This window comes from Streptomyces sp. NBC_01341 (assembly GCF_035946055.1).
Classification (GTDB): Bacteria; Actinomycetota; Actinomycetes; order Streptomycetales; family Streptomycetaceae; genus Streptomyces.
On the sequence record NZ_CP108364.1, the window covers coordinates 770215 to 797131 of the forward strand.

A 26917-nucleotide genomic window follows, 5' to 3' on the forward strand; every position below is an offset into this window, starting at 1 on the left:
CCCGGTTCCGGAGCCCTGATCCGCGGGGAGGAGACCACGTGCTGTCCGGGTGCTGCGGCTTGAGTGATTCCCGGGTCCGTCGCGTACCTGAGTGCATGCGCGCCATCGAACCTCACCGCGACGCCGGAGCCTACGCACTCGGGGTGCTCGGGGCTGCCGACGCCTTTCGTTTCGAGGAGCACCTGACGTGGTGTTCCGTGTGTGTGATCCAGGTGCGTGAGTTCGACGAGGTGGTGGACCGGCTGGTGGCCTACTCGCACCGGATGCCGGCCGGCGCCGCACCTTCGACGGCCGGTGCGCAGGGGCCCCGGTGGCTGGAGCGGGTACGCCGGCGGGGCTGACCGGGCGGGCTACTTGAGCAGGCGGGAGAGCCTGCGGTCGGCGAGGGGTTTACCCCCGGTCTGGCAGGTGGGGCAGTACTGCAGCGAGGAGTCGCTGAACGACACCTCCAGCACGGTGTCACCGCAGACGGGGCAGGGCAGGCCGGTACGGCCGTGGACGCGCATGCTGCTCTTCTTCTCGGCCTTGAGCCGGCCCGCCGCGACGCCCCGGGAGCGTTCGACGGCTTCCTGGAGCGTCGTGCGCATCGCGTGGTAGAGGTGGGTGATGTCGTTGTCGCCGAGGGACGTGGTGAGTTTGAAGGGCGACATCTTCGCGACGTGCAGGATCTCGTCGCTGTAGGCGTTGCCGATGCCCGCGATCAGCGACTGGTCCCGCAGAGCTCCCTTGATCTGCCGGCGTTCCCCGCCGAGCAGCGTCGCGAACGCGTCCCGGTCGAAGGAGTCCGCGAGCGGGTCGGGGCCGAGTCGTGCGACCCCGGGGACGTCGGCGGGGTCGCGTACCAGGTGGACGGCGAGTCGCTTGGTGGTGCCCATCTCCGTCAGGTCGAAGCCGTCGCCCCCGGCGAGTTGCACGCGCAGCGCGAGCGGTCCCTTGCCGGGCCGTGGCGGAGTCGCGGGGAAGCTGTCCTTCCACTGCAGCCAGCCGGCGCGCGCGAGGTGGATGAGCAGGTGGAGGGGGCCGGCCGCGATGTCGAGGAACTTGCCGTGCCGGGTCACGGAGGTGACGGTGGATCCCTCCAGGTCGGCCGGCGGCGGGTCGTACGTCTTCAGGACGCTGATCGCGAGCGGGAGGACGCGGGCGATCTCCTTGCCGACCAGGTGGTCGTCGAGGAAGTCCCGCAGGGCTTCGACTTCCGGCAGTTCGGGCATGCCCCCAGCCTGCCGCAACGGGCGCGCGGACGCCCACCGGGCCGCTCGTCGTCCCGTGGGCCGTGCGGGGTGCGTCGGCGTGGGCGCGTCCCGGCGCGGGTCCGGCCCCGCGACCGCGTGCTGTCACGCGGGAGCGGGCACCGTCGGCAGGAGAGCGTGCAGTTCGCGGAGCTCTTCGTGCACCGCGGCGGTCAGCCGGTCGAGGTCGGGGAGCGCCTTGCCGTCGGCCACGAGTCCGACCTGTACCCGTCCGCCGTAGGTGGAGAGAGCGACGGCGAGCGACTGGCCACAGGCCAGCGGCGCCATGGGATAGACGGCGCGCAGGGGGCAGCCGCCGAGCGAGAGGGCCGACCGCGGCAGCGGCACGCTGGTGACGAGGACGTCGAAGAGCATCCGGGCCGCGTTTCCGGCCAGCGGCGCACCGAACCGGTGTGCCAGCGCGGGCAGCTGATCGGCCAGTACGGCGACCGCGCCCGCCCCGCGCAGGGGCCCGGCCGCCTTGTTGCGGTCCATCCCCGTACGTACGAGTCGCAGACGCTCGCGGGGGTCGGGTTCTCCGACGGGAAGCCCGAGGAGGTAGGCGGAGAGCCTGTTGCCGGTCGCCGCGCCACCCGGCCGGCGGCGCGACACGGGCACGAGGGCGCGCGGATCCACGCCCGGGAGGGCCTCGCCCCGTTCGAGCATCCAGCGGCGGAGCGCTCCGGCGACCAGGGCGAGGAGGACGTCGTTGGCCGTGCCACCCTCGGTACGGCGGATGCGCTGCACCGTGCCGGCGTCGAGCTCGGCGGTGGCCAGCCGGCGCGTCCCGCTGGAGCGCGCCGTCAGGGCCGTCGATCCGCGGAGGTCGAGCCGGCTGGCCCGGACGACGGACGCCCCGACTCCCAGCGCCCGGCGTACGTCGCCGAGCCGGTCCAGCGCCATCCCCGCGGCTTCGTACGGGCCGGGCAGCCACGAACGGGGCGGCACCGGGTTCAGGCGGCGCACCGCACCCCGGCCGGCCGCGGCGGACGCGATCTGGTCGAAGATGCCGGCGCCGATGGCAACGGCCCGCATCCCGTCGGCGAGGGCGTGGTGCAGCTTGACGAGCACGGCGAACGGGCCGTCGCCCACGCTGTCCAGCAGGTACATCTGCCAGGGGGGCAGGCCCCTTTCCAGCGGCTGCTCCATGAGCTCACCGGCGAGCCGCGTCGCCTGCGGCATGAAGTCGTCCCCGCTGAGCACGATCCGCTTGACGTGCCGGTGCACGTCGAAGTCCTTGTCGGTGAACCACGCCGCGCCCCCGACGGGGAGCAGGACGTCGCGCACCCGCATGCGCAGCCGGGGGATGGCGGCGGCGCGGGTTCCGAGCAGTTCGAGCAGCTCGCGCGGCTGCGCACCGGGCGCGGCCTCGAACACGGCCAGAGCGCCGAGGTGCATCGGATGGGCATCGGTTTCGAGGTGCCAGAAAGCCAGATCAAGAGGTGCCAGGAGCTCGGTACTCAACGGGGCCTCGCGTCGTCGACAACGGAACGTCGGGATCGAAGTCAATCCCCACAGGTCAGTTACGGTCAAGCATGAGCATGTTACGTACTGTTACAGTCTTTCGGCGCCCGGACGGCGGGCTACCGGTGCCCTTGGATGAGGAACTCGCACCACACGCACTTGCCGTTGCCCCGGGACTCCACTCCCCAGACATCGGCCAGTCGGTCGACGAGCATGAGGCCGCGGCCCGAGACCCCGGACTCCCCCGCGTCCCTGCGGCGCGGCAGCGCGCTGGAGCGGTCCTCGACGTCGACCCTGAGACGCCGTTCGGGTCCGGTGAGCACCCGGATGGTGACGATGGCGCCTCCGTCGGTGTGCATCAGCGCGTTGGTGATCAGCTCGTCGGCGGCGAGTTCGACCTCGTCCGCGCGCTCCTTGGCGCCCCAGGCGCGTACCGCGGCCCGGATCATGTGGCGGCACGAACTGAGGGCCTCCGGGTCGTTCTGCGCCACGTGCTGCTGGAGCCGGCCGCCCGGGTGCGGGGCGTGGGCGGCGTTACGGCGCAGGAGCAGCACCGCCATGTCGTCCTCGCCACCGCGCTCGTCGACGACCTCGCAGAGTCTGTCGGCCAGCCTCTGCAGGTCCTCCGGACCGTCGGCCACGGTCGAGGCGAGCAGCCGCATGCCGTCGTCGAGGTCCGTTCCCGGGAGTTCCACCATGCCGTCGGTGTAGAGGATCATCGTCTGGCCCGGGTCCAGGTCGACGGTGCTGACCGGGTACTCGAGCCGCCCGAACTCGGCGGAGAGCCCCAGCGGCAGCCCGCCGTCCACGGGCAGCTTGCGACAACTGCCGTCCACGTCCCTGAGAGCGGGGTCGACGTGCCCGGCCCGGACCAGCTGAACCACTCCGGTGGTCAGGTCGGCCTCGGCGTAGGTGCAGGTGGCGAAGCGGTCGGTGTCGAGTTCGTGGAGGAAGACGGAGGCCCGCGCCATCACCGTGGCCGGGCTGTGGCCCTCGGCGGCGTAGGCGCGCAGCACGATCCTGAGCTGGCCCATGACGGCCGCCGCGTGCGTGTCGTGCCCCTGCACGTCGCCGATGACGGCACCGACCCGGCCGCCGGGAAGCGCGATGATGTCGTACCAGTCGCCGCCGATGTCGCGGCCCAGCCGGGCGGAGCGGTAGCGGACGGCGACCTGGGCCCCCGGCACCTCCGGGATCCGGCGCGGCAGCATCGCCTGCTGGAGGCCCTCGGCGAGGTCGTGCTCCTGCTCGTAGAGCATGGCCCGCTGGAGGCTCTGGGCGATCGAACTGCCGAGGGCGACGAGCAGATTCCGCTCGTCGGCCGTGAATCCGGCCTTGTCGCCGTAGAGGAGCCCGAGTGCCCCGATCGGACGGGCCTGCGCGATCAGCGGCATGTACGCGGCGGCGGTGATCCCGAGGTGGCTGATGTTCGGCCAGAGGATCGGGTACGAGGTGGCGAAGTCGTCGGCACTCTCGATGAAGCGGGGGGTGAGCGTGCGGATCACCTCGCTCATCGGGTACGGCTCGTCCACCCGGGTGTAGCGGGTGCCCTGCACGAACGCCCCTTCGGGGCCGTCGGCCACGAGGTGGATCCGGCCGGACTCCAGCAGGCCCATGACGAGGCTCGTAGCCCCGAGGTTCGCGAGACCCCGGGAGCTCTTCAGGACCTCGGTGACGTCCTTGACCGTCCGCGCGTGGGCCAGGGCGGCCGTGGTGCCCTCGACGAGGCTGGTGCGCCGCCGGCGTTCCTCGTCGACCGTCCGGCGCGCCGTGGACTCGGCCAGCTCCTGGGTGGCGTCGCGGACGATGCCGATGATCCGGCGGGGCCGGCCGGTGCCGTCCCGGCGGATGAACCCCTGGGTGTGGGTCCAGCACAGGGTTCCGTCGGGCCGCGTGCGGCGGAAGTACGCGCCGTAGTTGCTCCGGCCGCTCTTCAGCGCCTGGGAGACCATTGCGTCGAGCCGGACCGCCTCGTCCGTGGGCACGCGCTGTCCGAGCGTCGCCGGGTCGCCGTCGTACTCGTCGGCTCGCAGGTCGAACACGTCGAGGGCGGGCTCGTCCATGTGCATGAGGCCGCTGTCCAGATCCCAGTCGAAGCTGCCCATTCGGTTCAGGGCGAGGCTGAGATCCGGGTGGGCGGGCCAGTCGTCCGGGAGTGACAGGGCACCCGCCCGATCATCCATATGCGCCACTCTGCCATTATTTGCCCGATTCCTCGACCGAACCGCACTTGAACGCGTTCAGAACAAACACTATGCTCGGCACAGCAGAAACTGAACGCGTTCAATTCAGTTCGCCGACGCGAGACGGGGGTGGGCGCGGTGTCCGTACTGGTCGGCCTCATCGTGATGCTGGGCATGCTGGTGATCGTGCCCTTGGGCCTCCGGCTCGCCGGGGACCCGGGACTGGACCGCATCCGACGGCTGTGGCCCCTCTTCGCGATCCCCGGAGCCCTGTCCCTGTGGCTCCCGCGCGGCACCACCGCCGGCGCACTCGCCCTCTGCTACGCACTCGGGACACTGGCCCTCGCGGCCCACGCCCCGCTGCGCCTGGCCCGCACGCGCCGCGCGCGTCCCGCGGACGTGGCACTGCTCACGGCGCTCGTCACCCCGTCGGTCGCCGCACTCGCTCTCGTGGCCGAGCGCTCCGGCCACGCACTGTTCGGATTCGAGCTCGGCATCCTCGCGCTGACGGTGCCGCACTTCCACTTCGCCGGGTTCGCCGCCGCCCTCGTCGCCGGACTCGTCTGCCGGACCGAGGACGGTCCGGCAGGCCGCTTCGCCGCCCTGAGCGTGCCGTCCGGCACCCTGCTCGTCCTCGTCGGCTACTTCACCGGCGACGGGACCGAGCTGGCCGGGGCGGTCGTCCTCACCGCCGGCATGTGGACCGTCGCCCTTCTCACCTGGCGCACCGCACGTGCCCCCGGCCGCGACCGCACCACGGGCGTCCTGCTCGCCGTCTCGGCCGCGGTACTCGTGGCGACGATGGTGCTCGCGCTGAGCTGGGCGCTCGGCGAGGCCACCGGGCTGCCCCACCCCACACTGACCTGGATGGCCGCCACGCACGGACTCGGCAACGCACTGGGCTTCGCGCTCTGCGCGCTGCTCGCCCGGCGCCGGCTCCAGGACCTCACCCGGCCGGAAGGCGGAACCGCATGAGCACCCTCACCTACCCCGAGGTCGGAGCCACCCGGCTCGGCCCCCTCCCTGAGGGATACCACCACCTGCACCACAGGGCCCCCGTCGGCAGGGGACGGGCGGAGTTCGAGGCTGCGGGCACCGCTGTCACCGAGTGGCGCGTGCACCGGGCGGCCGGGGCAGGTGTGAGCGCCTCTGCGGCCCGGGCGGCGGCCGGAGTCCTTGTCGAGGTATCGGCGGGGTTCGGACGGTTCCGCGTCACCGCTCCCTGCGAGGTCGTCTGGGCTGTGTACGAGGACAACCGCACCGGCTTCGCCTACGGCACCCGCGCGCGGCACCCCGAACGCGGCGAGGAGAGCTTCGTCGTGGAGCTCGCGGACGACGGCACCGTCTGGTTCACCGTGACGGCCTTCTCGCGGCCCGCCCGGTGGTACGCACGGCTCGCCGGCCCACTCGTGCCGCTCGCCCAGCGGTGGTACGCGCGCCGGCTCGGAAACGTGCTGCGCCGCTCCGTGTCGGCCGCCTGACGGAAGGGCGCGCGCCGGATACTGGAGGCGATGGAGTGGTTCACCGCCGAGGGCTACTGGCTGAGCAGGCTGGTCTTCCAGCGCTCCCTGGCCGCCGTGTATCTGGTCGCGTTCGTCGCCGCCGCGCTTCAGTTCCGGGCGCTGATCGGCGCCCGGGGCATGCTGCCCGTGCCTGATCTCCTGCGGAGCACGTCCTGGCGCGCGGCTCCGGGGCTGTTCCGGCTGCACTACTCCGACCGCTTCTTCGCCCTGGTCGCGTGGACGGGCGCCGCGGTGTCGCTCGCCCTCCTGGCCGGGGCCGACTCACATCTTCCGCTGGGGGCCGCGATGGCCCTGTGGGCGGTGCCCTGGGTGCTGTATCTGTCGATCGTCCAGGTCGGCCAGGTCTGGTACGGCTTCGGATGGGAATCGCTCCTGCTGGAGACCGGGTTCCTCGCCGTGTTCCTCGGCAACGCCGACACGGCTGCCCCGGTGCTGGTCCTCTGGCTCCTGCGCTGGCTGCTCTTCCGGGTCGAGTTCGGGGCGGGACTCATCAAGATCCGGGGGGACGAGTGCTGGCGCCGGCTGACCTGTCTGGATTTCCACCACGAGACGCAGCCCATGCCAGGCCCTCTGAGCTGGTTCTTCCACCGGCTGCCGAGACCCGTCCACCGGCTGGAGGTCGCGGCCAACCACGTCACCCAACTGGTGGTGCCGTTCCTGCTGTTCACCCCCCAGCCGGTGGCGAGCGGCGCGGCGGGGCTGATGGTGGCCACCCAGCTCTGGCTGGTCCTGTCGGGGAACTTCGCGTGGCTGAACTGGCTGACGATCGTGCTCGCCCTCGCCGCGGTCGACTGGTCACCGATCGCCGGCTCCCCACCCGCGCAGGCCGCGCCACCGCTCTGGTACGAGGTGGTGGTGTGCGGGGTCACCGCCCTGGTCGTGCTGCTCAGCTACCGGCCGGCGCGCAACCTCGCCTCCCGCCGTCAGGCGATGAACCGGTCGTTCGACCCGCTGCACCTGGTCAACACCTACGGGGCCTTCGGGAGCATCAGCAGGATGCGGCTGGAGGTGGTGGTCGAGGGGACCCGTGAGCCCGTGGTCCACGAGGGGACGCGCTGGCTCGAATACGGCTTCCGCGGAAAACCCGGCGACCCGCGCAGGCTTCCTCGCCAGTTCGCCCCGTACCACCTGCGGCTCGACTGGATGATGTGGTTCGCGGCGCTCTCCCCCGCGTACGCGCGCCCCTGGTTCGGGCCGTTCGTCGAGCGGCTGCTGCGGGGCGACCGCGACACGCTGCGGCTCCTGGGCCACAACCCGTTCCCCGAGGGGCCGCCCGCGCACATCCGGGCCAGGGTCTTCCACTACCGCTTCACGGACGTGCGGGAACTGCGTGCGACCGGCCGCTGGTGGGAACGGACCTACGTGCGCGACTTCATGCGACCGATGGCAAGGCCGCTTCCGCTCCGGCCGGACGACGGGGCGGCCTGATCACGGGCTGGCCCGACAGGGCTCCGGCCCCCGTCGGGAGACGGGGGCCGGAGCCGAGCGCCGTACGGGGCGACCGCAGCGTCAGTCGATGCCGGGCAGGATGTGCGGCTCGGCGAGGTCGTCCTCGTATCCGGCCAGCCTGATCGGGGCCGACCGGGCCCAGACCTCGATGTTCCGAAGCTTCTCGGGCCGGCCGGTCCGCTCCCGCGCCGGATCGGCCGGGCGCGTCTCGCTCTTGGTCATCTCAGGTGTCACCGCGGACTCCTTCGTGTCGCGTATCCCCGGGGCGGTGGCGACGCTGCGGCTGTGAGAACCGTGTCGACCGCCCTCTGAGGGCAGGGGCAGAAACAGTTCGGTCGCGGTGGCGCCGGTACGGGGCGGGACGTCGGACTGCATAAGACCTGTCCCGGGACGGCCGAGGAAGTTTTGTGGGTTCCTTGGTGGCGTCCGTTCATCTCAGACTAACCAAATGAGCGCCATCCCGCTCGACAGAACGTGTGGCCTGGATCACTTTCAGCCAACAGGAACGGCGGCGGGCCCGCAAATTCGGGCCCGCCGCCGTGGTGCCGGTGCACCTGCGTGACCTGCGGTGCTGAAGACACCGAGGGCGCGGGAGGGGCACGAAACGCGGGAGGAGCGGGAGGGATCAGAGCTGCCGGAGGGGACCAGCGGTCACCAGCCGGCGGGCGCGTAGTCCTTGAGGAAGCAGCCGTACAGCTCCTCGCCCTCTTCGCCGCGGACGATCGGGTCGTAGACCCGCGCCGCGCCGTCGACGAGGTCGAGGGGGGCGTGGAAGCCCTCCTCCGCGAGGCGCATCTTGTCGGGGTGCGGGCGCTCGTCCGTGATCCAGCCGGTGTCCACGGCCGTCATCAGGATGCGGTCCTTCTCGAACATCTCCTGCGCGCTGGTCCGGGTCAGCATGTTCAGCGCCGCCTTGGCCATGTTCGTGTGCGGGTGGCCCGCGCCCTTGTAACCACGGCCGAACACGCCTTCCATCGCGGAGACGTTGACCACGTAGGCACGCTTCGACGCTGTCCTGGCCATCGCCGGGCGGAGCCGGCTGATCAGGATGAAGGGCGCCGTCGAGTTGCAGAGCTGGACCTCGAGGAGCTCGATCGGCTCGACCTCCTCGACGGTCTGGATCCAGCTGTTGGTGTCGTGCAGGTCCGGGACCAGGCCGCCCGCGTCGATCGCGGTGCCGGCGGCGATGCGCGCCGGTGAGGCGGACCCGGTGACCAGCGCGAGATCCGTGACGTCCTGCGCGCTGAGCCCCTGGCTCTCCTGCCGCGCCGCGGGCAGGGCCGCCACCCGGTCGACCGTGCCGCTGCCGAACGTCCCGATGACCTCGGCGGCGGGGAGTTCCCCCGGGGGCAGCGGCGCGGACTCGGCACCGAGCAGCTCGCTGTAGGCCTGCGGGGAGCGGCGTACGGTCTGCGCGGCGTTGTTGATCAGGATGTCCAGCGGGCCCTCCGCGGCGACCGAGTCGGCGAGGGCCACGACCTGGGCCGGGTCGCGCAGGTCTATGCCGACGATCTTCAGGCGGTGGATCCAGTCGTCGCTGTCGGGCATCGCCTTGAAGCGTCGGATCGCGTCGTTGGGGAAGCGTGTGGTGATGGTGGTGTGCGCGCCGTCGCGCAGCAGCCGCAGCGCGATGTACATCCCGATCTTCGCCCGGCCGCCGGTGAGCAGGGCGCGGCGTCCCGTGAGGTCCGTCCGTGCGTCGCGCCGGTCCCGGTTCTCCTTGGCGCACGACTGGCAGAGCTGGTGGTAGAAGGCGTCCACCTCGACGTACCGGGTCTTGCAGATGTAGCAGGACCGCGGGCGCTGGAGGATGCCCGCGATCTCGGCGGTGGCCGAGGAGGACGGGAGGACCCCCTGCGTCTCGTCGTCGATGCGTTCGGCGGAACCGGTCGCCGTGGCCTCGGTGACGGCCTTGTCGTGCGCCGTCTTCGCGGCACGCCGCTCCTGGCGCCGGCGCTGCTTCACGGTGCGGTAGATACCCGCGGTGGCCCGGCGCACGGCGACGGCGTCGGGGTGGTCCACCTCGATGGTGTTCAGCTCGTCCAGCACGCTCAGGCAGACGGCCAGCCTCTCCGGGTCGACACCGGGACCGAACTCGTCGGTACCGGGAGCGAGCTCCGGGCTGTCCTCTGTCACCGTCATTGCCGTTCCTCTGTCACTCGTCACTCGCGCCGCCGCCGGGCTTCGGCGGGGCTTCGGTGGGGAGGGGGTCCGGCGGGGAGCCGGTGGGGGCCGGCGCGCCACGGGCCGAATGCCCCGGTCAAGTCTGCCATGACTCGGACCGAGGACAACGCCGCGAGGTGCGGGGCCGGGGCACGCGAGCCCGGCATGATCCAAACGAGAGGCCCCAGTCCCGTTCGGCCGTCATCCCTTGTCCTCACTGACCGACAGCGGGGTCGCGATGTCCTCAAGGGACTTCTGCTCGGCCGCGACCGCGAAGAAGGAGGCGACCAGTCCGGCGGCGACCATGAGAGCGGCCCCGATGCAGAACGCCAGGACCGTGTCGCCCACCTCGCCGCTGCCCGTCAGGTCGGCGAAGACCAGGGGGCCGGTGATGCCTCCGGCGGCCGTGCCCACGGCGTAGAAGAACGCGATGGCCATCGCCCTGGTCTCCATGGGGAAGATCTCACTGACGGTCAGGTAGGCGGAACTGGCCCCCGCGGACGCGACGAAGAGGACGAGGCACCAGCAGCCGGTCATGGTGACGGCGGTGAGCCACCCGGCCCCGAACAGTGCCGCCGTCCCGAACAGCAGCAGACCGGACAGGATGTAGGTCCCCGCGATCATCGGCTTGCGTCCGACCGTGTCGAAGAGGCGGCCGAGGAGGAGCGGCCCAAGGAAGTTGCAGAACGCGATGACCGCGAAGTAGTAGCCGGTGGTGCCGCTCGACACGTCGAAGAACGTCACCAGGATCGAGCCGAACCCGAAGGTGATGGCGTTGTAGAGGAAGGCCTGGCCCACGAAGAGGGAGAGCCCGAGGACCGCCCGCTTCGGGTAGGAGCGGAAGACCGTCCGGGCGATGAGCCCGAAGCCGATGCTCTTGCGCTGCCGGACGGTGATGGCGGGTTCCGCCTGCGGCAGGCGGGTTCCGGTCTCCTCCTCGACCTCGTGCTCCACCGAGTCGACGAGCTTCTCCGCCTCCTCGTCGCGCCCGTGGATGAACATCCAGCGCGGGCTTTCGGGCACGTGCCGGCGCACCAGCAGGATGACGAGGCCGAGGACGACGCCGAGTGCGAAGGTGAGCCGCCAGCCGATGTCCTTCGGGAAGATGTCGCTGTCCAGCGCCACAACGGAGAGCAGGGAGCCGGCCACCGCCCCGAGCCAGAAACTGCCGTTGATGATGAGGTCGACCCGCCCGCGGTACTTGCTGGGGATCAGTTCGTCGATGGCCGAGTTGATGGCCGCGTACTCCCCGCCGATCCCGAAGCCGGTGAGGAAGCGGAAGAGGAAGAACCACCAGGCCGAGAAGGAGACCGCGGTGAGCGCCGTGGCCGCCAGGTAGACGGCGAGGGTGATGAGGAACAGCTTCTTGCGCCCGAAGCGGTCGGTGAGCCAGCCGAAGACCAGCGCTCCGCTACAGGCTCCCGCCACGTAGAGCGCGGCGGCGATGCCGGTGACCTGGGCACCGCTGATGGCCAGTCCGCTTCCCTCCTCCGAGAGCCTGCTGGCGATGTTCCCGACGACCGTCACCTCGAGTCCGTCGAGGATCCAGACGGTGCCGAGCCCGATGACGATCATCCAGTGCCATCGGGACCAGGGCAGCCGGTCCAGCCGGGCGGGAATCCTGGTCGTGACCGTCCTCTGCCCTGCCGCGCCGATATCGCTCACGGCCCCTCCTTCTGTTCTCCGGGAACACCACTCGTGCCCGGAATGAGGCGCTCCTCACACGCCCCTGGGAAAGAGGGTGCTCAAATCCCCCCTAAACGTGTCGAATCCCTGCGACCGATGGCGGCACCGGCATCCGACGGCCCGAGGATGTGAGGGCGCGTGGAAAAACTTCGGGATGCGCAGGCATGAGACCTGCGAAGCCGGGCATGCGCGGATCACCACATCGGGTTCCAGGGAGGGCGACACCATGACGGCAGTGCGAACCACCGAAGCGATCGGCATGGCGGCGACGCAGTGCGACGAGGCGGGCAAGGGTTCCGGCGCGGCCGCTCTCCCGTGGATCGAGGACGCCGGCAAGGTGGCCCCGCAGGACGCGCGCGCGATGTCGAAGCTGTTCTTCGACCGGCTCCAGTCCCTGGAGGAGGGGACCCACGAGTACCAGTACGCGCGCAACACCCTGATCGAGATGAATCTCTCATTGGTGCGTTTCGCCGCCTCGCGGTTCCGCAACCGGGGCGGGGACGACACCGAGGACATCATCCAGGTCGGCACCATCGGCCTGATCAAGGCGATCGACCGCTTCGACCTGTCGCGCGAGGTGGAGTTCGCCACGTTCGCGGTGCCCTACATCGTGGGTGAGATCAAGCGCTTCTTCCGGGACACCACCTGGTCCGTGCACGTGCCGCGACGGCTCCAGGAGCTGCGGGTCGAACTGGCCAAGGCCAAGGAGCTCCTGTCGGGCAAGCTCGACCGCGACCCGACGGTCGCCGAGCTCGCCGCGCACCTGGACCTCTCCGAGGAAGAGATCATCGAGGGTCTGGTCGCCGCCAACGGCTACTCGGCCGGATCTCTGGACACCCCGAGCGCCGACAGCGAGTCGGGCAGCGAGCAGCGCGCCTACGCCGAGCTGCTCGGCGAGGACGACCCGGCCATGGAGAGCGTCGAGAACCTGCACACACTGGCCCCCCTGCTGCAGCAGCTGGACGACCGTGAGCGCAAGATCGTCCAGATGCGCTTCGGCATGGAGATGACCCAGGCCCAGATCGGTGCTGAGCTGGGCGTCTCCCAGATGCACGTGTCCCGGCTCCTCAGCCGGATCGTGACGCGGCTGCGTGCCGGCATGAGCGTCGAAGCCTGACCCGAGAGCGTACGTATCCGAATGACCGAGGCCCGGCCTGATGCCGGGCCCCGGTCACATATGCTTCCTGCCGAAACGGCCGTGGGTGTCCCGAGCCGTCCGTCGGAGGGAGTGGAGTGTGACCGAGCCGTTGGACACCCCTGCGCGCGTGGCAGATCTCAGCCGGATCCCGGAGCAGCACGGGCCGCTCACCCCCGCCGACATGTCCGTCTGGGACATCGACGCGACTCTTCTCCTGGTCGAGGACGACGCGGGTGACGCGCTCCTCGTCGAGGAGATGCTCACGGACAGCGACCTGGACGCCCCGCTCACCTGGTGCAAGACGCTCGCCGAGGCCCGGCAGTTCCTGCTCGCCTGCCGCACGCCGGTCTGCGTACTGCTGGACCTCCACCTTCCGGACGTGAACGGACCCGACGCCGTCCGCCGGCTCGTCGGATCGGCGCCGGACGCCGCGATCGTCGTGCTGACGGGCATGGCCGAGTCCGAGACCGGACTGTCCGCGGTGGCGCACGGCGCCCAGGACTACCTCGTGAAGGGCCGGATCGATCCCGAGTCCCTGAGCCGTGCCGTCCGCTACGCCCTCCAGCGCAAGAGCGCCGAGCGTTCGGCCGCCGCCATGCGGACGAGCAGACTGATCGAGCAGGAGAACGCCCGGCTCGAACGCGCCCTGCTGCCCATTCCGCTGCTGCTGGACGACAGCTTCCGGGTCGCCGCCCGCTACGAGGCCGGACGCGCCCACGGACTGCTCAGCGGTGACTTCTACGACGTGGTGCAGACCGCCGACGGCGCGGTGCACGCGGTGATCGGCGACGTGTCGGGCCACGGTGCCGCGGAGGCCGCCCTCGGGGTCTGTCTCCGGGTGGCGTGGCGCACCGCCGTGCTGACCGGCGTGAACCAGCTCGAGAAGATCGGTCTCCTGGAGGAGATACTCGTCGCCGAGCGTTCGGATCCCCATGTCTTCGCCACGGTGACGACGCTGGTGTTCCCGCCGAGCAGGGACCGTGTGTACATCGCGCGCGCCGGGCACCCCGGACTGCTCCGGCGGCGCGGCACGGACGTCGGCTGGGTGGAGCCCGACATGGGCATGGCGCTCGGACTACTGCCCGGCGCGGGCCGCTGGACGATCACGGAGCTGGAGCTGTCACCCGACAGCGAGCTGGTCCTGTTCACCGACGGCCTCTTCGAGGGGCGTACGGGGCCCAAGTCACGACTGGGCGAGGAAGGACTTCTGGCGATGGCAGCGAAGAACGGAGCGCTGGAACCGCGCGCGTTCGTGGACTCACTGGTCGCGGAGGCCACCGCGAGCGCGGCGCCGTACGGCGGACTGGCGGACGACGTCGCCGTCCTCCATCTGGGCTGGAGGGCCACGTCATGACCACCGGAGACACATCGGCCGTACGGCCCGGTCCGATAGCGCGGCTGTCGGTACAGAACTGGGTCCATCTGATCCTCGCCGGTTTCGTGGTGGTCGTCTGCGGGTGCCTCGTCGTCGGCGGGCTCGTACTGTCCCGCATCTCGGACCGGACCACCGACCTGGTGGACCGCATCCAGCCCGCCCGGTCCTCCTCCTTCCAGCTGCAGAACTCGCTGCTCGACCAGGAGACCGGGGTGCGCGGTTACGCGCTCACCGGCGACCAGTCGTTCCTGGAGCCCTACAAAGCGGGCAGGCAGGCGGAACGGGAGCGGATGGACAGGGTCCGCACGCTGATCGGCCACCAGCAGCCCTACGCCGAGGACCTGGACCGGATCGCCGAGGCGGCCCAGGAGTGGCGCACCCAGCACGCGGAGCCGCTCATCGCCGCCGTGCGCGCGAGCGGGCCCACCGGTGCGTCGTCCGGACCGATCCTGCGCAGCAAGGCGGAGTTCGACGCCCTGCGCGTCCTCTACACCGCCCAGCAGAGTCATCTGGACGAAGCACGGGACCACGCCCGTGCCGATCTCGGCGACGCGCGTAGGACGCGCGACCGGGTCCTCGTCGCTCTCGTCCTCGGCTTCGTGCTGACCATCGTGTCGCTGAGCCTGCTGCTGCACCGCGTGGTGGGCCGGCCGCTGCACGCGCTGACCGCCGCGTCCAACCGCGTGCGGTCGGGTGCCTTCTCCAGCAGGATCGAGGTGAGCGGTCCGTCGGACGTGAGGGCGGTGGCCGCCGCGGCCGAGGACATGCGCCGGCGCCTGGTGGCCGAGCTGGCTGAGTCCCAGGAGCGGGAGACGCTGCTCGCCGAGCAGACCGCGGAGCTGCGCCGCTCCAATTCCGAGCTGGAGCAGTTCGCCTACGTCGCTTCCCACGACCTGCAGGAACCGCTGCGGAAGGTGGCGTCCTTCTGCCAGTTGCTGGAGAAGCGCTACAGCGCCGAGCTGGACGACCGCGCCAGGCAGTACATCGACTTCGCGGTCGACGGCGCCAAGCGGATGCAGGTGCTCATCAACGACCTGCTGACGTTCTCGCGGGTGGGCAGGGTGCAGCAGACCTGGAAGCCTGTGGACCTCGGCAGCTCCCTGGACCGGGCGATGTCCAACCTGACCCTGGCCGTCGAGGAGTCCGGGGCCACCGTGGTCCGCGAGGACGCCCTGCCGGAGCTGCTCGGGGACTCCACGTCCCTCACCATGGTCTGGCAGAACCTCATCGGCAACGCGGTCAAGTTCCGCAGGCCCGACGTACCGTGCCGGATCACCGTCGGCTGTGTGCGGGAGGACGAGAACTGGCACCTCACGGTGGCCGACAACGGCATCGGCATCGCGCCGGAGTTCGCCGACAAGGTGTTCATCATCTTCCAGCGGCTGCACGGCAGGGACGAGTACGAAGGCACCGGGATCGGACTGTCGCTCTGCCGTAAGATCGTCGAATTCCACGGTGGCCGGATCTGGCTGGACCCGGCACCCTCCGAGGGCACACTGATCCACTTCACTCTGCCCGTCCTTCCGGAGGCACCCACACACACCACGGCGGAGCTGCTGGCCCCCGCCGCACTGACCCCCCGGTCGGGAGACGCCCCGTGAACGACGCCGTGAAGCCCATCGAGGTCCTGCTCGTCGAGGACGACCCCGGCGACGAACTGATGACCCGCGAGGCCTTCGAGGACAACAAGATCCGCAATACCCTCCACGTGGTGCGCGACGGTCAGGAGGCGCTGGACTTCCTCTACCGCCAGGGCGAGTACGCCGACGCCCCGCGTCCGGATCTGGTGCTCCTCGACCTCAATCTGCCGAGGTACGACGGCAGGCAGGTGCTCGAGCGGATCAAGACCGACCCCGAACTCGCCCTGATCCCCGTTGTGGTCCTCACCACGTCCTCGGCGGAGGAGGACATCCTGCGCAGCTACAAGCTGCATGCCAACGCCTATGTCACCAAGCCGGTCGACCTGGAGCAGTTCATCGGCGCGGTGCGCCAGATCGACGACTTCTTCGTGAGCGTGGTACGGCTTCCGCCGCGTGCGTAAGATCTGGAGAGATCCCCCGGAGTGGGATCTCTCGACGCGGGTAGACGAACGGCGAGAAGAGGTCCCTGACCTCCCCTGCGGCGCCTTGGCTGGAGCACATGAACGAACAGGCCACTTCACGGCCGGACGACACCTGTCAGGGGTCGTCGTCCTCCGATGTTCTGCTCATTGCCGAGGTGTTCGACGGCGAGCCGGGGTGCATCGCACAGGCCCGCGCCCTCGCCGACCGCTTCCTGGGGCGGCTCGTCTCGGAGTGGCTCGCCGTCCTCGGTGAACACACGCGAAGCGACCTGATGCTGGCGGTCAGCGAGCTCATCACCAACGCGGACCGCTACAGCCACGGCCCCTATCTGCTCGAGCTCGAGGGGAACGCCCGGCGCATCAGCGTCACGGTGTACGACACCAGTACGGCGCTCCCGGTCCTCTACTCCCCCGACCCCGGCCGCCTCGGGGGTCACGGCATGGAGATAGTGGTCGCGCTCTGCGACCGTCTCACCGCCGAGCGGGTGCCCGTGGGGAAGCGCATCCGCGCCGAGTTCCAGCTCAGCACCTGAGCGCGCGCCGCACACCTCCGCTCGCCCCTGCCGATCACGTCGGCCGGGGCGATTCGCATAGCTTTCGGATACTTGGCGCTACGGCGCGGCCGCACGGCGTCACCTCCTGCGGGAACTTCTGAGCCCTCGGGCCAGGAGGACTACCGTCGGGAGGAGGACCCAGGAGTGATGTACGTACTACTGGAGCAGTACGCCGAATCGCCGCCTCAGGGACGACGACGCGGCGGCTCCGACGGGACATCGTGGTGTACATGAGTTCCCTCGCGCTTTCCGTGCTGTTGTCACTGGTCTCCGCGGTCGCCTACGCGGCCGGCGCGATCGTCCAGGAGCGCGTGGCCGCAGCCGACGGCACCCGCCCGTACGCGCCCTTGCGCAACCGCGCGTGGTGGGTGGCCGTGGGCCTGAACGGCGTCGGGGCGCTCCTCCACGTGGTGGCACTGGCGTACGGACCGCTCAGCCTCGTACAGCCCCTCGGCGCGCTCACGATCGTCTTCGCACTGCCCATGGCCGCGGTCTTCGTGCACCGCAGGGCGGGCCGCACGGCGTGGCGGGGTGCGGTGATGGCCACGGTGGGCCTGGCGGGGCTGCTGGCCCTGACGGGGAGCGCGGGATCGCACTCGCTGGCCGGGCGGGAGCAGTTCATGCTGGCGACAGGGACGGCGGGCGCCGTGGTCGTCGTGCTCGTCCTCGCCAAGGGGCTGCACCGGCCCATGCCGCGCAGCGTGGTGCTCGCCACCGGCGCGGGGATCACCTTCGGTATGGCATCGGTGTTCACGAAGACCGTGGCGGTGGAGTGGACCTCGGGGTCGGTGCGCTCCGGGCTCCCCACCCTGCTCGTGATCGCGGGACTCGCTGCCGCGGGACTGCTGCTCTCCCAGGCCGCTTACCGGGGCGCGGGCCTCACGGCGCCGCTCGCGACGGTCACCGTGGTCAACCCGGTGGTCGCCGCGGCGGTGGGCATCACCCTGTTCGGGGAACAGTTCCGCTACGGCCTGACGGGAACCCTGCTCGCCCTGGCCTGCGGGGCGCTGGCCGCGGCCGGTCTGGTACTGCTGACCACCGAGCGGGTGAGCCGGGAGCGGCGCTCGCCGGAGCCCGCCGGCACCCTGGCTCGAACCCCCGAGCCACCGGAGACCGGGACGGGTGACCCGGAGCCCGCGGTCGACGGGGCGGAGGAGGCCGGCTCGCCTCCCGAGGTGAAGCTGCCGGAACCGGCGAAGCCTGCGGCCCGCTCGGGCACGCGTCTGCCGGCGCCCTTCCCGGCGCCCACAGCGCTCTCCCTGCCGCTGACCCTCCCCCTGGACCACGGCAGCGGGCGTGTGGAGTTCACCGGGAGACAGCCCGCCACCGGGGGCCGGTCCCGCCGGGACGACTTAGCGGACCGGACAGGGGCCGTTCAGACGCTGACGCCGCCCGCCCTGAGGTAGGCGAGGGGGTCGACGTCGGATCCGTAGCCGGGACCGGTGCGGATCTCGAAGTGCAGGTGCGGCCCGGTGCTGTTGCCGGTGGATCCCGAGCGCGCGATCCGCTGGCCGCCGCCCACCTGCTGGCCGGCGCGGACGTGGAGTGAGGAGAGGTGGGCGTACTGGCTGTACCTGCCGTCGCTGTGCCGGATGACGATCTCGTAGCCGTACGCGCCCGCCCAGCCGGCCGAGACGACCTTTCCCGATGCGACGGCCTTCACGGAGGTGCCGGTGGGTACGGGGAAGTCCACGCCCGTGTGATAGCCGCTCGACCACGAACCCGCCTGGTGGTAAGGGGTCCCGGTCCGTGCCGTCACGGGGGCCGTCAATCCGGAGTGCGGACGGGCCGTCTTCTTCTCGCTGCGGGCGGCGGGCTCCGGGGCGGCTTTCCGCGCGGCCTTCGGAGCAGTGGTTCCGGGTGCGGTCTTCTCGGTGGCCTTCTGCCTCGGGGCCGGCTTCTCCGGTGCGGCCTTCCGCTGCGGGGCGGCCGTGGCCGGCTTCGGAGCGGTCTTCGGCGTCGCGGCGGCATCGAGGGACAGCCGCTGGCCCGGGAGGATGAGGTCGGGATCGGAGCCGACCACCGCACGGTTGGCGGCGTACAGACGCTGCCATCCGCCCCGTACCCGCTCGGCGGAGGCAATGCCGGAGAGGGAGTCCCCGTGCGCCACCGTGTACGAGTCGCGTTTGCCGGGCACGGACGTCGGCGATGTCCTGGCCGCCGCGTCACGGGCCGTGCCCTTCGGCGCGCCGGAGGTCTTGTCGCGCGCGGTCCCGACGCGCTCGGCGCCGGGACGCGACTGGGGGAGGACGTCGGGCGTGCCGTCGCCCCGCTTCAGCCCCGCGCGCGCCGAACACGTGGGCCAGGCCCCCGGGCCCTGCCCGTCGAGCACCTTCTCCGCGACGGCGATCTGCTGGCCCTTGGTGGCCAGATCGGCCCGGGGGGCGTAGGCCGTGCCGCCGTAGGCGGCCCAGGTCGACCGGGTGAACTGCAGTCCCCCGTAGTAGCCGTTGCCCGTGTTGATGTGCCAGTTGCCGGTTGCTTCGCAGGCGGCCACCTTCTCCCAGACGTCGATGGAGCCGGCGCCGGCCGAGGCGGCGGTGAGCAGCGGGAGCGCGATGCCCGCTCCTCCGGCCGTCACCGTGAGCGAAGCACGGTTGATGCGGCTGGGCTGGTATCTGCGGTGCCGTCCGTTCGCGGCCATGATCAGGCTCCCCCACTGGCAGTAGGACACGTCGCAAGCGGCCAACTTATGGGCAGGCAAAGGCCGGTGACAAGTGAAGGGCCCATACCCGCCTCGCACGCGCTCCGGCGCACGACCCGGTGGCCGACCGGGATCGCGAGGTCATCGCGGACACCTCCTCGCGGGAGAGCGCTCTATCCGGGTGCCCGCACGATGCTATAAATGCGCTCATGACGGATGCTCTGCGGCCGACCGGTGCGGCGCCCACCCTGGAGGACGTGGCGAAGGCCGCGGGCGTCTCGCGCGCCACTGTCTCTCGGGTCATCAACGGCGTGCGGAACGTCGATCCGGCCATCCAGGAAGCGGTGCGCCTGGCGGTGTCGGTCACTGGCTACGCGCCCAACCGCGCGGCCCGCTCCCTGGTCACCCGGCGCACCGACGCCATCGCCCTGGTGGTGTCGGGTGCGGGGGCCGAACCGGACGACGAGGACGGGGCCGTGACCGCCCCGGAGGGGTCCTTCACGGCCCAGGTGTTCGCCGACCCGTTCTTCGGCCGGGTGGTGACGGGAGTCGTCAACTACCTCCGGCCTCGCGGGATGCATCCGGTGCTGATGTTCGCCGAGACGTCACGCGCCAGGGAGGAAGTGGTGTCGTATCTGCGTCAGGGCAGCGCGGACGGCGCCCTGATCGTGTCGACGCACGCGCGGGACCCGCTGCCGGGCATGATCACGGACGCGGGCCTGTCCGCGGTGCTGTACGCGCGCCCCGCACGGCCGGTGGGCATGAGCTATGTGGATCTGGCCCATCGGGAGGGCGCCCGGCTCGCGGCCGAACACCTGGTGGCACGCGGCTGCCGCAGGATCGCGGCCATCAGCGGGCCGCTCAACGTACTCGCGGCCCAGGAGCGGCTCGCGGGGTTCCGGGACGCGATGGAGCGCCACGGTCACGGTTCGGCGCCCTCCGTCGAGGGGCAGTTCACCCAGGAGAGCGGTGAGGCCGCCATGGAACGGCTGCTCGCCGAACACCCGGACGTGGACGGGGTGTTCGCCGGGAACGACCTGATGGCGACCGGAGCCTGCCACGTGCTGCGGGATCACGGCAGACGGGTGCCGGAGGACGTCGCGGTGATCGGCTTCGACGACAGCAGCGCCGCCGTCGCGTGCAGGCCGCCGCTCACGACGATCCGTCAGCCCGTCGAGGACATGGCGGCCGAGATGAGCGCGCTGCTGCTGGACCGCCTGGCGGCACCCGACCGCCCCGTGACGTCGGTCGTCTTCGAACCGGTGCTGGTGGTACGGGACTCCGCGTAGGCCACACCGCCTCCCCCGGGCACGCGGGAGGCGAGGGATGTCGGCACCCACCGCGGCCTCACGCCCTCATGTCCCTCAGCTCGTGGCCGTACGGCCGCGGGCCCGCATCATCGAGGCGGGTGAGCGCTCGGGCGCCTCGGGCGCCGGCGCCACGTGGACGGGTGCGGGGCGGGTTCCGCCGCGTGCCAGGAAGTCGGACAGCGGCAGGGTCGCGGCCCCCACCGTGACCGCGTCGGGGCCCAGGTGCCCCAGGTCGATCGTGGTGCGGGCGACCGCGTGGCGGAGGGCGTACTCCTGGGCGTACCGGCGGATGTCCGGGAGGAGATGGGGGCCGATCAGCAGGCCGGCCCAGCCGCCGAGCAGGATGCGCTCGGGCAGGAAGAGGTTGACCAGGTCGGCCAGTGCCGCGCCGAGGCATTCCGCGGTCTCGTCCAGGATCGAGACCGCGACGGGGTCCGGGACACCTTCGGCGGCGTCCGGGTAGGCAGCGGCGAGCAGGGCGGCGAGGGCCGTCTCGTCGTCCGCGTCGGCGGGCAGTGGGCCGCCGGCCTCCTGCCAGCGCTCGCGCATCGCCTCGGCACCCGCGTACGCCTCCAGGCAGCCGATGGAGCCGCAGCGGCACCGCCGCCCTCTCAGCTGCACGGTGGTGTGGCCCCACTCCAGGGCCGCGTCGGAGAGGTCCTCGTCGAGGATGTTCCCCCGGTTGACGCTCGCGCCCACGCCGGAGCCGATGAGTGCGACCGCGGCAGCGCCGGCGCCCCGCCCTCCCCCGAACCACATCTCGGCCTGCCCGAGCGTCTTGGCGCCGTTGTCGATGAAGAACGGCACCTCGGGCGGGACGTCCACGGCCTCACGGAGCATCCGCTCGAAGGGCACGGCGCTCCAGCCGATGGTCTGACCGTGCACGACGGCGCCGGGACCTCCCATCGCCTCCGGGGCGTCGCGTTCGATGATGCCGGGCACCCCGATCCCGATGCCCAGCAGCATGCGGGGGTCGGCGCCGGCGTCGCGCAGGACGTCGGACACGCCCGTGCGGACATGACTGACGATGCGCTCGACGTCGTACCCGTGCTGGGCGAGCAGGCGGTCGGTCCGGGCGAGTTCCGTGAGCGACAGGTCGAACAGCTCCACGCGGACCCGCGTCTCACCGATGTCGATGCCCACGAACAGCCCGCTGTCCGGGGCGATGCGCAGCAGGGTGCGGGGGCGCCCACCGTCGGAGTCCACGATGCCGGCCTCTTCCAGGAGACCCTCCGACGCCAGCTCGGCGACCACGTTGCTGATGGATCCCGAACTCAGCCCCGTCGCGGGGCCGAGCTCCTGACGGCTCAACGGGCCGTCGACATACAACCGTTGCAATACCCTCGCCCGATTGCCCCTTCGCAGGTCACGCACGGTCCGTCTGCTGCGCTCAGCCATGGTGCTCCCTTCGTCCCGGCAACATACCCCGGCCCCAGCACTTGACGCGCACTTTCCTCACCTCTTAAATCACATCTTAAATTAAGAGCGGAAGGGCGGTTCGGCTCCCGGACCCCGCCCTCCCCGGAAAGGGGCCACCTTTCATGCGTCACCTCAGAGCCGCAGCAGCCGTCACCCTCGCCATGTCCGTCGCCGCCGGAGTCACCGGCTGCGGGGGCGGGACGTCGTCGGCGGGAGGCAGCAACGAGTCCCCGAAGACTCTGACGTACTGGGCGTCCAACCAGGGTCCGAGCATCGAGGCCGACAAGAAGATCCTCACCCCCGAACTGAAGAAGTTCGAGAAGGAGACCGGGATCAAGGTGAAGCTGGAGGTCGTCCCCTGGGCGGACCTGCTGAACCGGATCCTCGCCGCCACCACGTCAGGACAGGGCCCGGACGTGCTGAACATAGGCAACACGTGGTCGGCGTCGCTCCAGGCCACCGGGGCACTGCTCCCCTGGGACGACAAGAACTTCGAGGCGATCGGCGGCCGTGACCGCTTCATCGACTCGGCGGTCGCCTCGGCCGGCAAGGAGGGCGAGCCGCCGGCGGCGGTGCCCCTCTACTCGCTGTCGTACGCGCTCTACTACAACAAGAAGATGTTCGCGGACGCGGGCATCAGCACCCCGCCCGCCACGTGGGAGCAGCTCGTCACGGACGGCAAGAAGCTCTCCAAGGACGGCAAGTGGGCCCTCGGCGCCGAGGGCGCCAACCTCTCCAACAACATCCACCAGGCCTTCGCCCTCGGGCAGCAGCACGGTGCCGACTTCTTCGACGAGCAGGGCAAGGCGGACTTCACGTCCGACGGCGCCGTCGCGGCAGTGAAGCAGTACGTCGACTTCATGGCCAAGGACAAGATCATCGCCCCGGGCAACGCCGAGTACGCCCAGAACCAGTCGCTGACCGACTTCGCCAAGGGCCGGACGGCCATGGTCCTCTGGCAGGCCGCCGCGACCACCTTCGCCGCCCAGGGCATGAAGCCGGAGGACTGGGGCGTCGCTCCCGTCCCGGTCCCGTCGGGTGCTCCCGGCACGGGCAAGCAGACCAACTCCATGGTGGCCGGCATCAACATGGCGGTGTTCAAGAACACCAAGAACATCGACGGTGCCAAGAAGTTCGTGAAGTTCATGACGAGCGACGACGAGCAGAAGATCCTCTGCAAGACCTACGGATCGATCCCGCCCGTCAAGGCCGCCCAGTCCGACGCCGCGTTCTCCGCTCCCGAGCTGAAGGTCCTGCGTGACACCCTCGCCACCAGCGCGGCCCCGCTGCCGCAGGTGCCGAACGAGTCGCAGTTCGAGACCGCGGTGGGTACGGCCGTCAAGGAGCTGTTCGCGGACGCCGCGGCCGGCACGCCCGTGACGACCGAGTCAGTCAAGGCGCGCCTGGAAAAGGCGCAGCAGACGATGCAGCAGTAGTGAGGCACTCTTCATGACCGCCGTGACCACCGATCCCAAGGTCGACAAGCCGGACGGGGTGAGGAGCACGGGCACCGGGGATGCGCGCAGGAGACTGCCGCGCATCCCCGACCGGATCCGCCAAGGCGGACTGCCCTACCTCCTACTGCTCCCCGCCGTCCTGCTCGAACTCCTGATCCACATCATCCCGATGATCATCGGGATCGTGATGAGCTTCCGCCAGCTCACACAGTTCTTCATCAACAACTGGGGCGGGGCGCCCTGGAGCGGCCTCGACAACTACCGGATCGCCGTCGACTTCGACGCCCCGATCGGGGAGGCCCTGCTCCACTCGTTCCTCGTCACCTGCGTCTTCACGTTCTTCGCCGTCGGACTGGCGTGGCTGTTCGGGATCACCGCGGCGATCATGCTGCAGGAGAGCTTCCGGGGCCGGGGCTTCCTGCGGGCCGTCTTCCTCGTCCCGTACGCCCTGCCCGTCTACGCCGCCGTCATCACGTGGGCGTTCATGTTCCAGCGCGACAACGGACTGGTGAACCACGTCCTCCACGACCAGCTGGGGCTGACCGACCAGCCGTCCTTCTGGCTGATCGGTGACAACAGCATCTACGCACTGATCATCGTCTCCGTGTGGAAGGGCTGGCCGTTCGCCTTCCTCATGCTCATGGCCGGGCTGCAGAACATCCCGCGCGAGCTCTACGAGGCCGCATCGATCGACGGTGCCGGCATCTGGCAGCAGATCCGGAGGATCACGCTGCCATCGCTCAGGCCCGTCAACCAGGTCCTGGTGCTGGTCCTGTTCCTCTGGACGTTCAACGACTTCAACACGCCGTACGTCCTGTTCGGGAAGTCGGCGCCGGAGAGCGCCGACCTCATCTCGATCCACATCTACCAGTCGTCGTTCGTCACCTGGAACTTCGGCAGCGGATCGGCGATGTCCGTCCTGCTGCTCCTGTTCCTCCTGGTCGTGACGGCCGTCTACCTGTTCTTCACCTCACGCGGAAGGAAGGGCGCTGATGCCTAGCCCCGCCCGGTCACGCGTCCGGTCCCCCATGGCGGCACCCCAGTCCTTCCTCTGGACCCGCCGCATCGTCCTCACCCTGCTCGCGGGCTTCGTCCTGCTGCCGGTCTACGTCATGGTCAGCAGCTCGCTGAAGCCGCTCCAGGATGTGTCGGGGAAGTTCCAGTGGATCCCGGGGGATCTGACGATCCAGCCCTACTTCGACATCTGGGACACCGTCCCGCTCGCCAAGTACTTCGTGAACTCCCTGATCGTGGCCGGGGCCGCGACGGCGCTCTCCGTCACCATCGCCGTGTTCTCGGCGTACGCGGTGAGCCGCTACACCTTCCGCGGGAAGCGGGCGTTCACCGTCACGGTGCTCTCCACGCAGATGTTCCCGGGGATCCTCTTCCTCCTCCCCCTGTTCCTGATCTTCGTCAACATCGGCAACAGCACCGGCCTGGCCCTGTACGGCTCACGGGGCGGGCTGATCCTCACCTACCTGACGTTCTCGCTGCCCTTCTCCATCTGGATGCTGATCGGATACTTCGACTCCATCCCGAAGGACCTCGACGAGGCGGCGCTGGTGGACGGCTGCGGCCCGATCCGCGCGCTGTTCCGTGTCGTGGTGCCGGCCGCGGTGCCGGGGATCGTCGCCGTGTCGGTGTACGCCTTCATGACGGCGTGGGGCGAGGTGCTGTTCGCCTCCGTGATGACGAACGACGCCACCCGGACCCTGGCAGTGGGCCTCCAGGGCTACGCCACCCAGAACGACGTGTACTGGAACCAGGTCATGGCCGCGTCGCTCGTCGTCAGCGTGCCCGTCGTCGCGGGATTCCTGCTCCTGCAGCGCTATCTCGTCGCCGGGCTCACCGCGGGGGCAGTCAAGTGACCGACAAGGAAAGGCAGTCAGTGAACGACCTCAACGCCCTCCCGGCCGACTTCACCTGGGGCGTCGCGACGGCCGCCTATCAGATCGAGGGGGCCGTCGCGGAGGACGGCCGCGCCCCGTCGATCTGGGACACCTTCTCGCACACGCCCGGCACCATCGACAACGGTGACAACGGCGACGTGGCGTGCGACCACTACCACCGGGTCCCGGAGGACATCGGGCTGATCAAGGAGCTCGGCGCCGGCGCCTACCGCTTCTCGGTGGCCTGGCCCCGCGTCGTGCCCGGCGGCGACGGACCGGTGAACAAGGCCGGCCTCGACTTCTACGACCGGCTCGTGGACGGCCTCCTGGAGGCCGGGATCACCCCGTTCGCGACGCTCTACCACTGGGACCTGCCGCAGGCGCTTCAGGACCGGGGCGGCTGGACCGTCCGGGAGACCGCGGAGCACTTCGCGGCCTACGCCTCCGCCGTCGTGGAACGCCTCGGTGATCGCGTGAAGGACTGGGCGACCCTCAACGAGCCGCTGTGCTCGGCATGGATCGGCCACCTCGAGGGGAAGATGGCCCCGGGCCTCACCGACCTCACGGCAGCCGTGCGCGCCTCCTACCACCTCCACCTCGGGCACGGACTGGCCGTACGGGCGATCCGCGCCCAGTCCCCCGATGCCCGGGTCGGCATCGTGAACAACCTCAGCCCGATCGAGCCCGCGAGCGCCGGAGCGGCCGACCTGGCCGCCGCCGTACGCGCGGACGGACACATCAACCGCTGGTGGCTGGACCCGATCCACGGCCGCGGCTACCCGCAGGACATGCTCGACCTGTACGGCGTCGAGCTGCCCGTGCTGCCCGGCGACCTGGACACGATCGCGGCTCCTCTCGACTGGATCGGGCTGAACTACTACTTCCGCCAGATCGTCACCGCTGACCCCCAGGGACCCGTGCCGCACGCCCGGCAGATCCACCTCCCCGGGGCGCGGCACACCCACATGGACTGGGAGGTCCACTCCGAGGGCCTGGAGCAGCTGCTGATGCGGCTCACCGAGGAGTACGGCGCGCAGCGCATCTACGTCACCGAGAACGGCTCGGCCTACCAGGACGTCGTCCTGGCCGACGGCTCGGTGCACGATCCGGAGCGCACCCGGTATCTGGAGGAACACCTGGCCGCCTGCGCACGCGCCGTCGGCCGGGGAGCGCCGCTGGCCGGCTACTTCGCCTGGTCGCTGCTGGACAACTTCGAGTGGGCGTACGGCTACGACAAGCGCTTCGGCCTGGTCCACGTCGACTACGCCACACAGCGCCGCACGGTGAAGAGCAGCGGACGTCGCTACGCGGAACTCATCCGCGAGCTCACCGGCGACAGGCCGCGCACGGCGGTGTGACCCCGTCTCCGGGC

23 protein-coding genes are annotated in these 26917 nt (G+C 70.6%); 15 read left to right on the forward strand and 8 right to left on the reverse strand.

Features of this window, described 5'->3' with window-relative positions; all coding sequences use genetic code 11:
• Positions 1 to 95 precede the first annotated feature (95 nt).
• On the forward strand, positions 96 to 341 hold the full coding sequence (locus tag OG206_RS32565; protein WP_442805791.1) for a zf-HC2 domain-containing protein: 246 nt from the start codon (positions 96 to 98) through the stop codon (positions 339 to 341).
• 9 nt (positions 342 to 350) lie between these two features.
• Here OG206_RS32565 and OG206_RS03500 read toward each other — a convergent pair whose 3' ends face one another.
• The 3 genes from OG206_RS03500 to OG206_RS03510 form a co-directional block, all read right to left on the reverse strand.
• On the reverse strand, positions 351 to 1211 hold the full coding sequence (locus OG206_RS03500) for an Fpg/Nei family DNA glycosylase (RefSeq protein WP_327112040.1): 861 nt from the start codon (positions 1209 to 1211) through the stop codon (positions 351 to 353).
• Between the two features lie 123 nt (positions 1212 to 1334).
• On the reverse strand, positions 1335 to 2693 hold the full coding sequence (locus OG206_RS03505) for a wax ester/triacylglycerol synthase family O-acyltransferase (RefSeq protein ID WP_327112042.1): 1359 nt from the start codon (positions 2691 to 2693) through the stop codon (positions 1335 to 1337).
• Between the two features lie 119 nt (positions 2694 to 2812).
• Positions 2813 to 4876 (reverse strand): SpoIIE family protein phosphatase, encoded by a 2064-nt coding sequence (locus OG206_RS03510; protein WP_327112045.1) that lies wholly within the window; start codon positions 4874 to 4876, stop codon positions 2813 to 2815.
• A gap of 138 nt (positions 4877 to 5014) precedes the next feature.
• Here OG206_RS03510 and OG206_RS03515 point away from each other — a divergent pair, with 138 nt between their 5' ends.
• Genes OG206_RS03515 through OG206_RS03525 form a run of 3 tightly spaced genes read left to right on the forward strand, consistent with a single transcriptional unit; the run spans position 5015 to position 7827 of the window.
• A complete protein-coding gene (locus tag OG206_RS03515; RefSeq protein WP_327112046.1) occupies positions 5015 to 5851 on the forward strand; it encodes a YndJ family protein in 837 nt (278 codons plus the stop codon).
• Complete coding sequence (locus OG206_RS03520; RefSeq protein WP_327112048.1) at positions 5848 to 6357, forward strand: DUF1990 family protein; 510 nt, start codon at positions 5848 to 5850, stop codon at positions 6355 to 6357. The genes OG206_RS03515 and OG206_RS03520 overlap by 4 nt, the downstream gene beginning before the upstream one ends.
• A 30-nt stretch (positions 6358 to 6387) precedes the next feature.
• Entirely contained in the window at positions 6388 to 7827 is a 1440-nt protein-coding gene (locus tag OG206_RS03525) for a lipase maturation factor family protein (protein WP_327112050.1), read from the forward strand.
• Between the two features lie 81 nt (positions 7828 to 7908).
• On the opposite strand, the gene OG206_RS03530 is transcribed toward OG206_RS03525, so the two are convergent.
• From OG206_RS03530 to OG206_RS03540, 3 genes are all read right to left on the reverse strand, one after another.
• Positions 7909 to 8082: a hypothetical protein gene (locus tag OG206_RS03530; protein WP_327122467.1), complete on the reverse strand. Its 174-nt coding sequence runs from the start codon at positions 8080 to 8082 to the stop codon at positions 7909 to 7911.
• 417 nt (positions 8083 to 8499) lie between these two features.
• Positions 8500 to 9990: an SDR family NAD(P)-dependent oxidoreductase gene (locus OG206_RS03535; protein ID WP_327112052.1), complete on the reverse strand. Its 1491-nt coding sequence runs from the start codon at positions 9988 to 9990 to the stop codon at positions 8500 to 8502.
• Positions 9991 to 10212: 222 nt separating this feature from the next.
• Positions 10213 to 11676, reverse strand: a complete 1464-nt coding sequence (locus OG206_RS03540) for an MFS transporter (RefSeq protein WP_327112054.1) — start codon at positions 11674 to 11676, stop codon at positions 10213 to 10215.
• A gap of 280 nt (positions 11677 to 11956) precedes the next feature.
• Between OG206_RS03540 and OG206_RS03545 the strand changes: the two genes are divergently transcribed.
• From OG206_RS03545 to OG206_RS03570, 6 genes are all read left to right on the forward strand, one after another.
• Positions 11957 to 12814: an RNA polymerase sigma factor SigF gene (locus tag OG206_RS03545; protein WP_327122169.1), complete on the forward strand. Its 858-nt coding sequence runs from the start codon at positions 11957 to 11959 to the stop codon at positions 12812 to 12814.
• Positions 12815 to 13016: 202 nt separating this feature from the next.
• The gene (locus OG206_RS03550) at positions 13017 to 14189 is read left to right on the forward strand and encodes a PP2C family protein-serine/threonine phosphatase (RefSeq protein WP_327122170.1); all 1173 of its coding nucleotides are present in this window, start codon (positions 13017 to 13019) and stop codon (positions 14187 to 14189) included.
• Positions 14186 to 15811, forward strand: a complete 1626-nt coding sequence (locus OG206_RS03555; protein WP_327112056.1) for a sensor histidine kinase — start codon at positions 14186 to 14188, stop codon at positions 15809 to 15811. The genes OG206_RS03550 and OG206_RS03555 overlap by 4 nt, the downstream gene beginning before the upstream one ends.
• Entirely contained in the window at positions 15808 to 16251 is a 444-nt protein-coding gene (locus OG206_RS03560) for a response regulator (RefSeq protein WP_327112058.1), read from the forward strand. The genes OG206_RS03555 and OG206_RS03560 overlap by 4 nt, the downstream gene beginning before the upstream one ends.
• Positions 16252 to 16349: 98 nt before the next feature.
• Positions 16350 to 16805 carry an ATP-binding protein gene (locus OG206_RS03565; protein ID WP_327112060.1) on the forward strand — a complete coding sequence of 152 codons (456 nt, stop codon included), beginning with the start codon at positions 16350 to 16352 and terminating at the stop codon, positions 16803 to 16805.
• Between the two features lie 251 nt (positions 16806 to 17056).
• Positions 17057 to 18232 carry a DMT family transporter gene (locus tag OG206_RS03570; RefSeq protein WP_327112062.1) on the forward strand — a complete coding sequence of 392 codons (1176 nt, stop codon included), beginning with the start codon at positions 17057 to 17059 and terminating at the stop codon, positions 18230 to 18232.
• Here OG206_RS03570 and OG206_RS03575 read toward each other — a convergent pair.
• On the reverse strand, positions 18202 to 19470 hold the full coding sequence (locus OG206_RS03575) for a transglycosylase family protein (RefSeq protein ID WP_327112064.1): 1269 nt from the start codon (positions 19468 to 19470) through the stop codon (positions 18202 to 18204). The two genes, OG206_RS03570 and OG206_RS03575, sit on opposite strands and share 31 nt — an antisense overlap.
• Positions 19471 to 19679: 209 nt before the next feature.
• Here OG206_RS03575 and OG206_RS03580 point away from each other — a divergent pair, with 209 nt between their 5' ends.
• Positions 19680 to 20759: a LacI family DNA-binding transcriptional regulator gene (locus tag OG206_RS03580; RefSeq protein ID WP_327112067.1), complete on the forward strand. Its 1080-nt coding sequence runs from the start codon at positions 19680 to 19682 to the stop codon at positions 20757 to 20759.
• Between the two features lie 75 nt (positions 20760 to 20834).
• On the opposite strand, the gene OG206_RS03585 is transcribed toward OG206_RS03580, so the two are convergent.
• Positions 20835 to 22178: an ROK family transcriptional regulator gene (locus tag OG206_RS03585; RefSeq protein ID WP_327112069.1), complete on the reverse strand. Its 1344-nt coding sequence runs from the start codon at positions 22176 to 22178 to the stop codon at positions 20835 to 20837.
• A 143-nt stretch (positions 22179 to 22321) separates the two neighbouring features.
• Between OG206_RS03585 and OG206_RS03590 the strand changes: the two genes are divergently transcribed.
• The 4 genes from OG206_RS03590 to OG206_RS03605 are packed head-to-tail and all read left to right on the forward strand — an operon-like array spanning position 22322 to position 26903.
• A complete protein-coding gene (locus tag OG206_RS03590) occupies positions 22322 to 23635 on the forward strand; it encodes an ABC transporter substrate-binding protein (RefSeq protein WP_327112071.1) in 1314 nt (437 codons plus the stop codon).
• A 13-nt stretch (positions 23636 to 23648) separates the two neighbouring features.
• Entirely contained in the window at positions 23649 to 24656 is a 1008-nt protein-coding gene (locus OG206_RS03595) for a carbohydrate ABC transporter permease (RefSeq protein ID WP_327112073.1), read from the forward strand.
• 28 nt (positions 24657 to 24684) lie between these two features.
• Positions 24685 to 25524: a carbohydrate ABC transporter permease gene (locus OG206_RS03600; RefSeq protein ID WP_327122171.1), complete on the forward strand. Its 840-nt coding sequence runs from the start codon at positions 24685 to 24687 to the stop codon at positions 25522 to 25524.
• Positions 25525 to 25544: 20 nt separating this feature from the next.
• Complete coding sequence (locus tag OG206_RS03605; protein ID WP_327112075.1) at positions 25545 to 26903, forward strand: GH1 family beta-glucosidase; 1359 nt, start codon at positions 25545 to 25547, stop codon at positions 26901 to 26903.
• Positions 26904 to 26917: the final 14 nt, after the last annotated feature.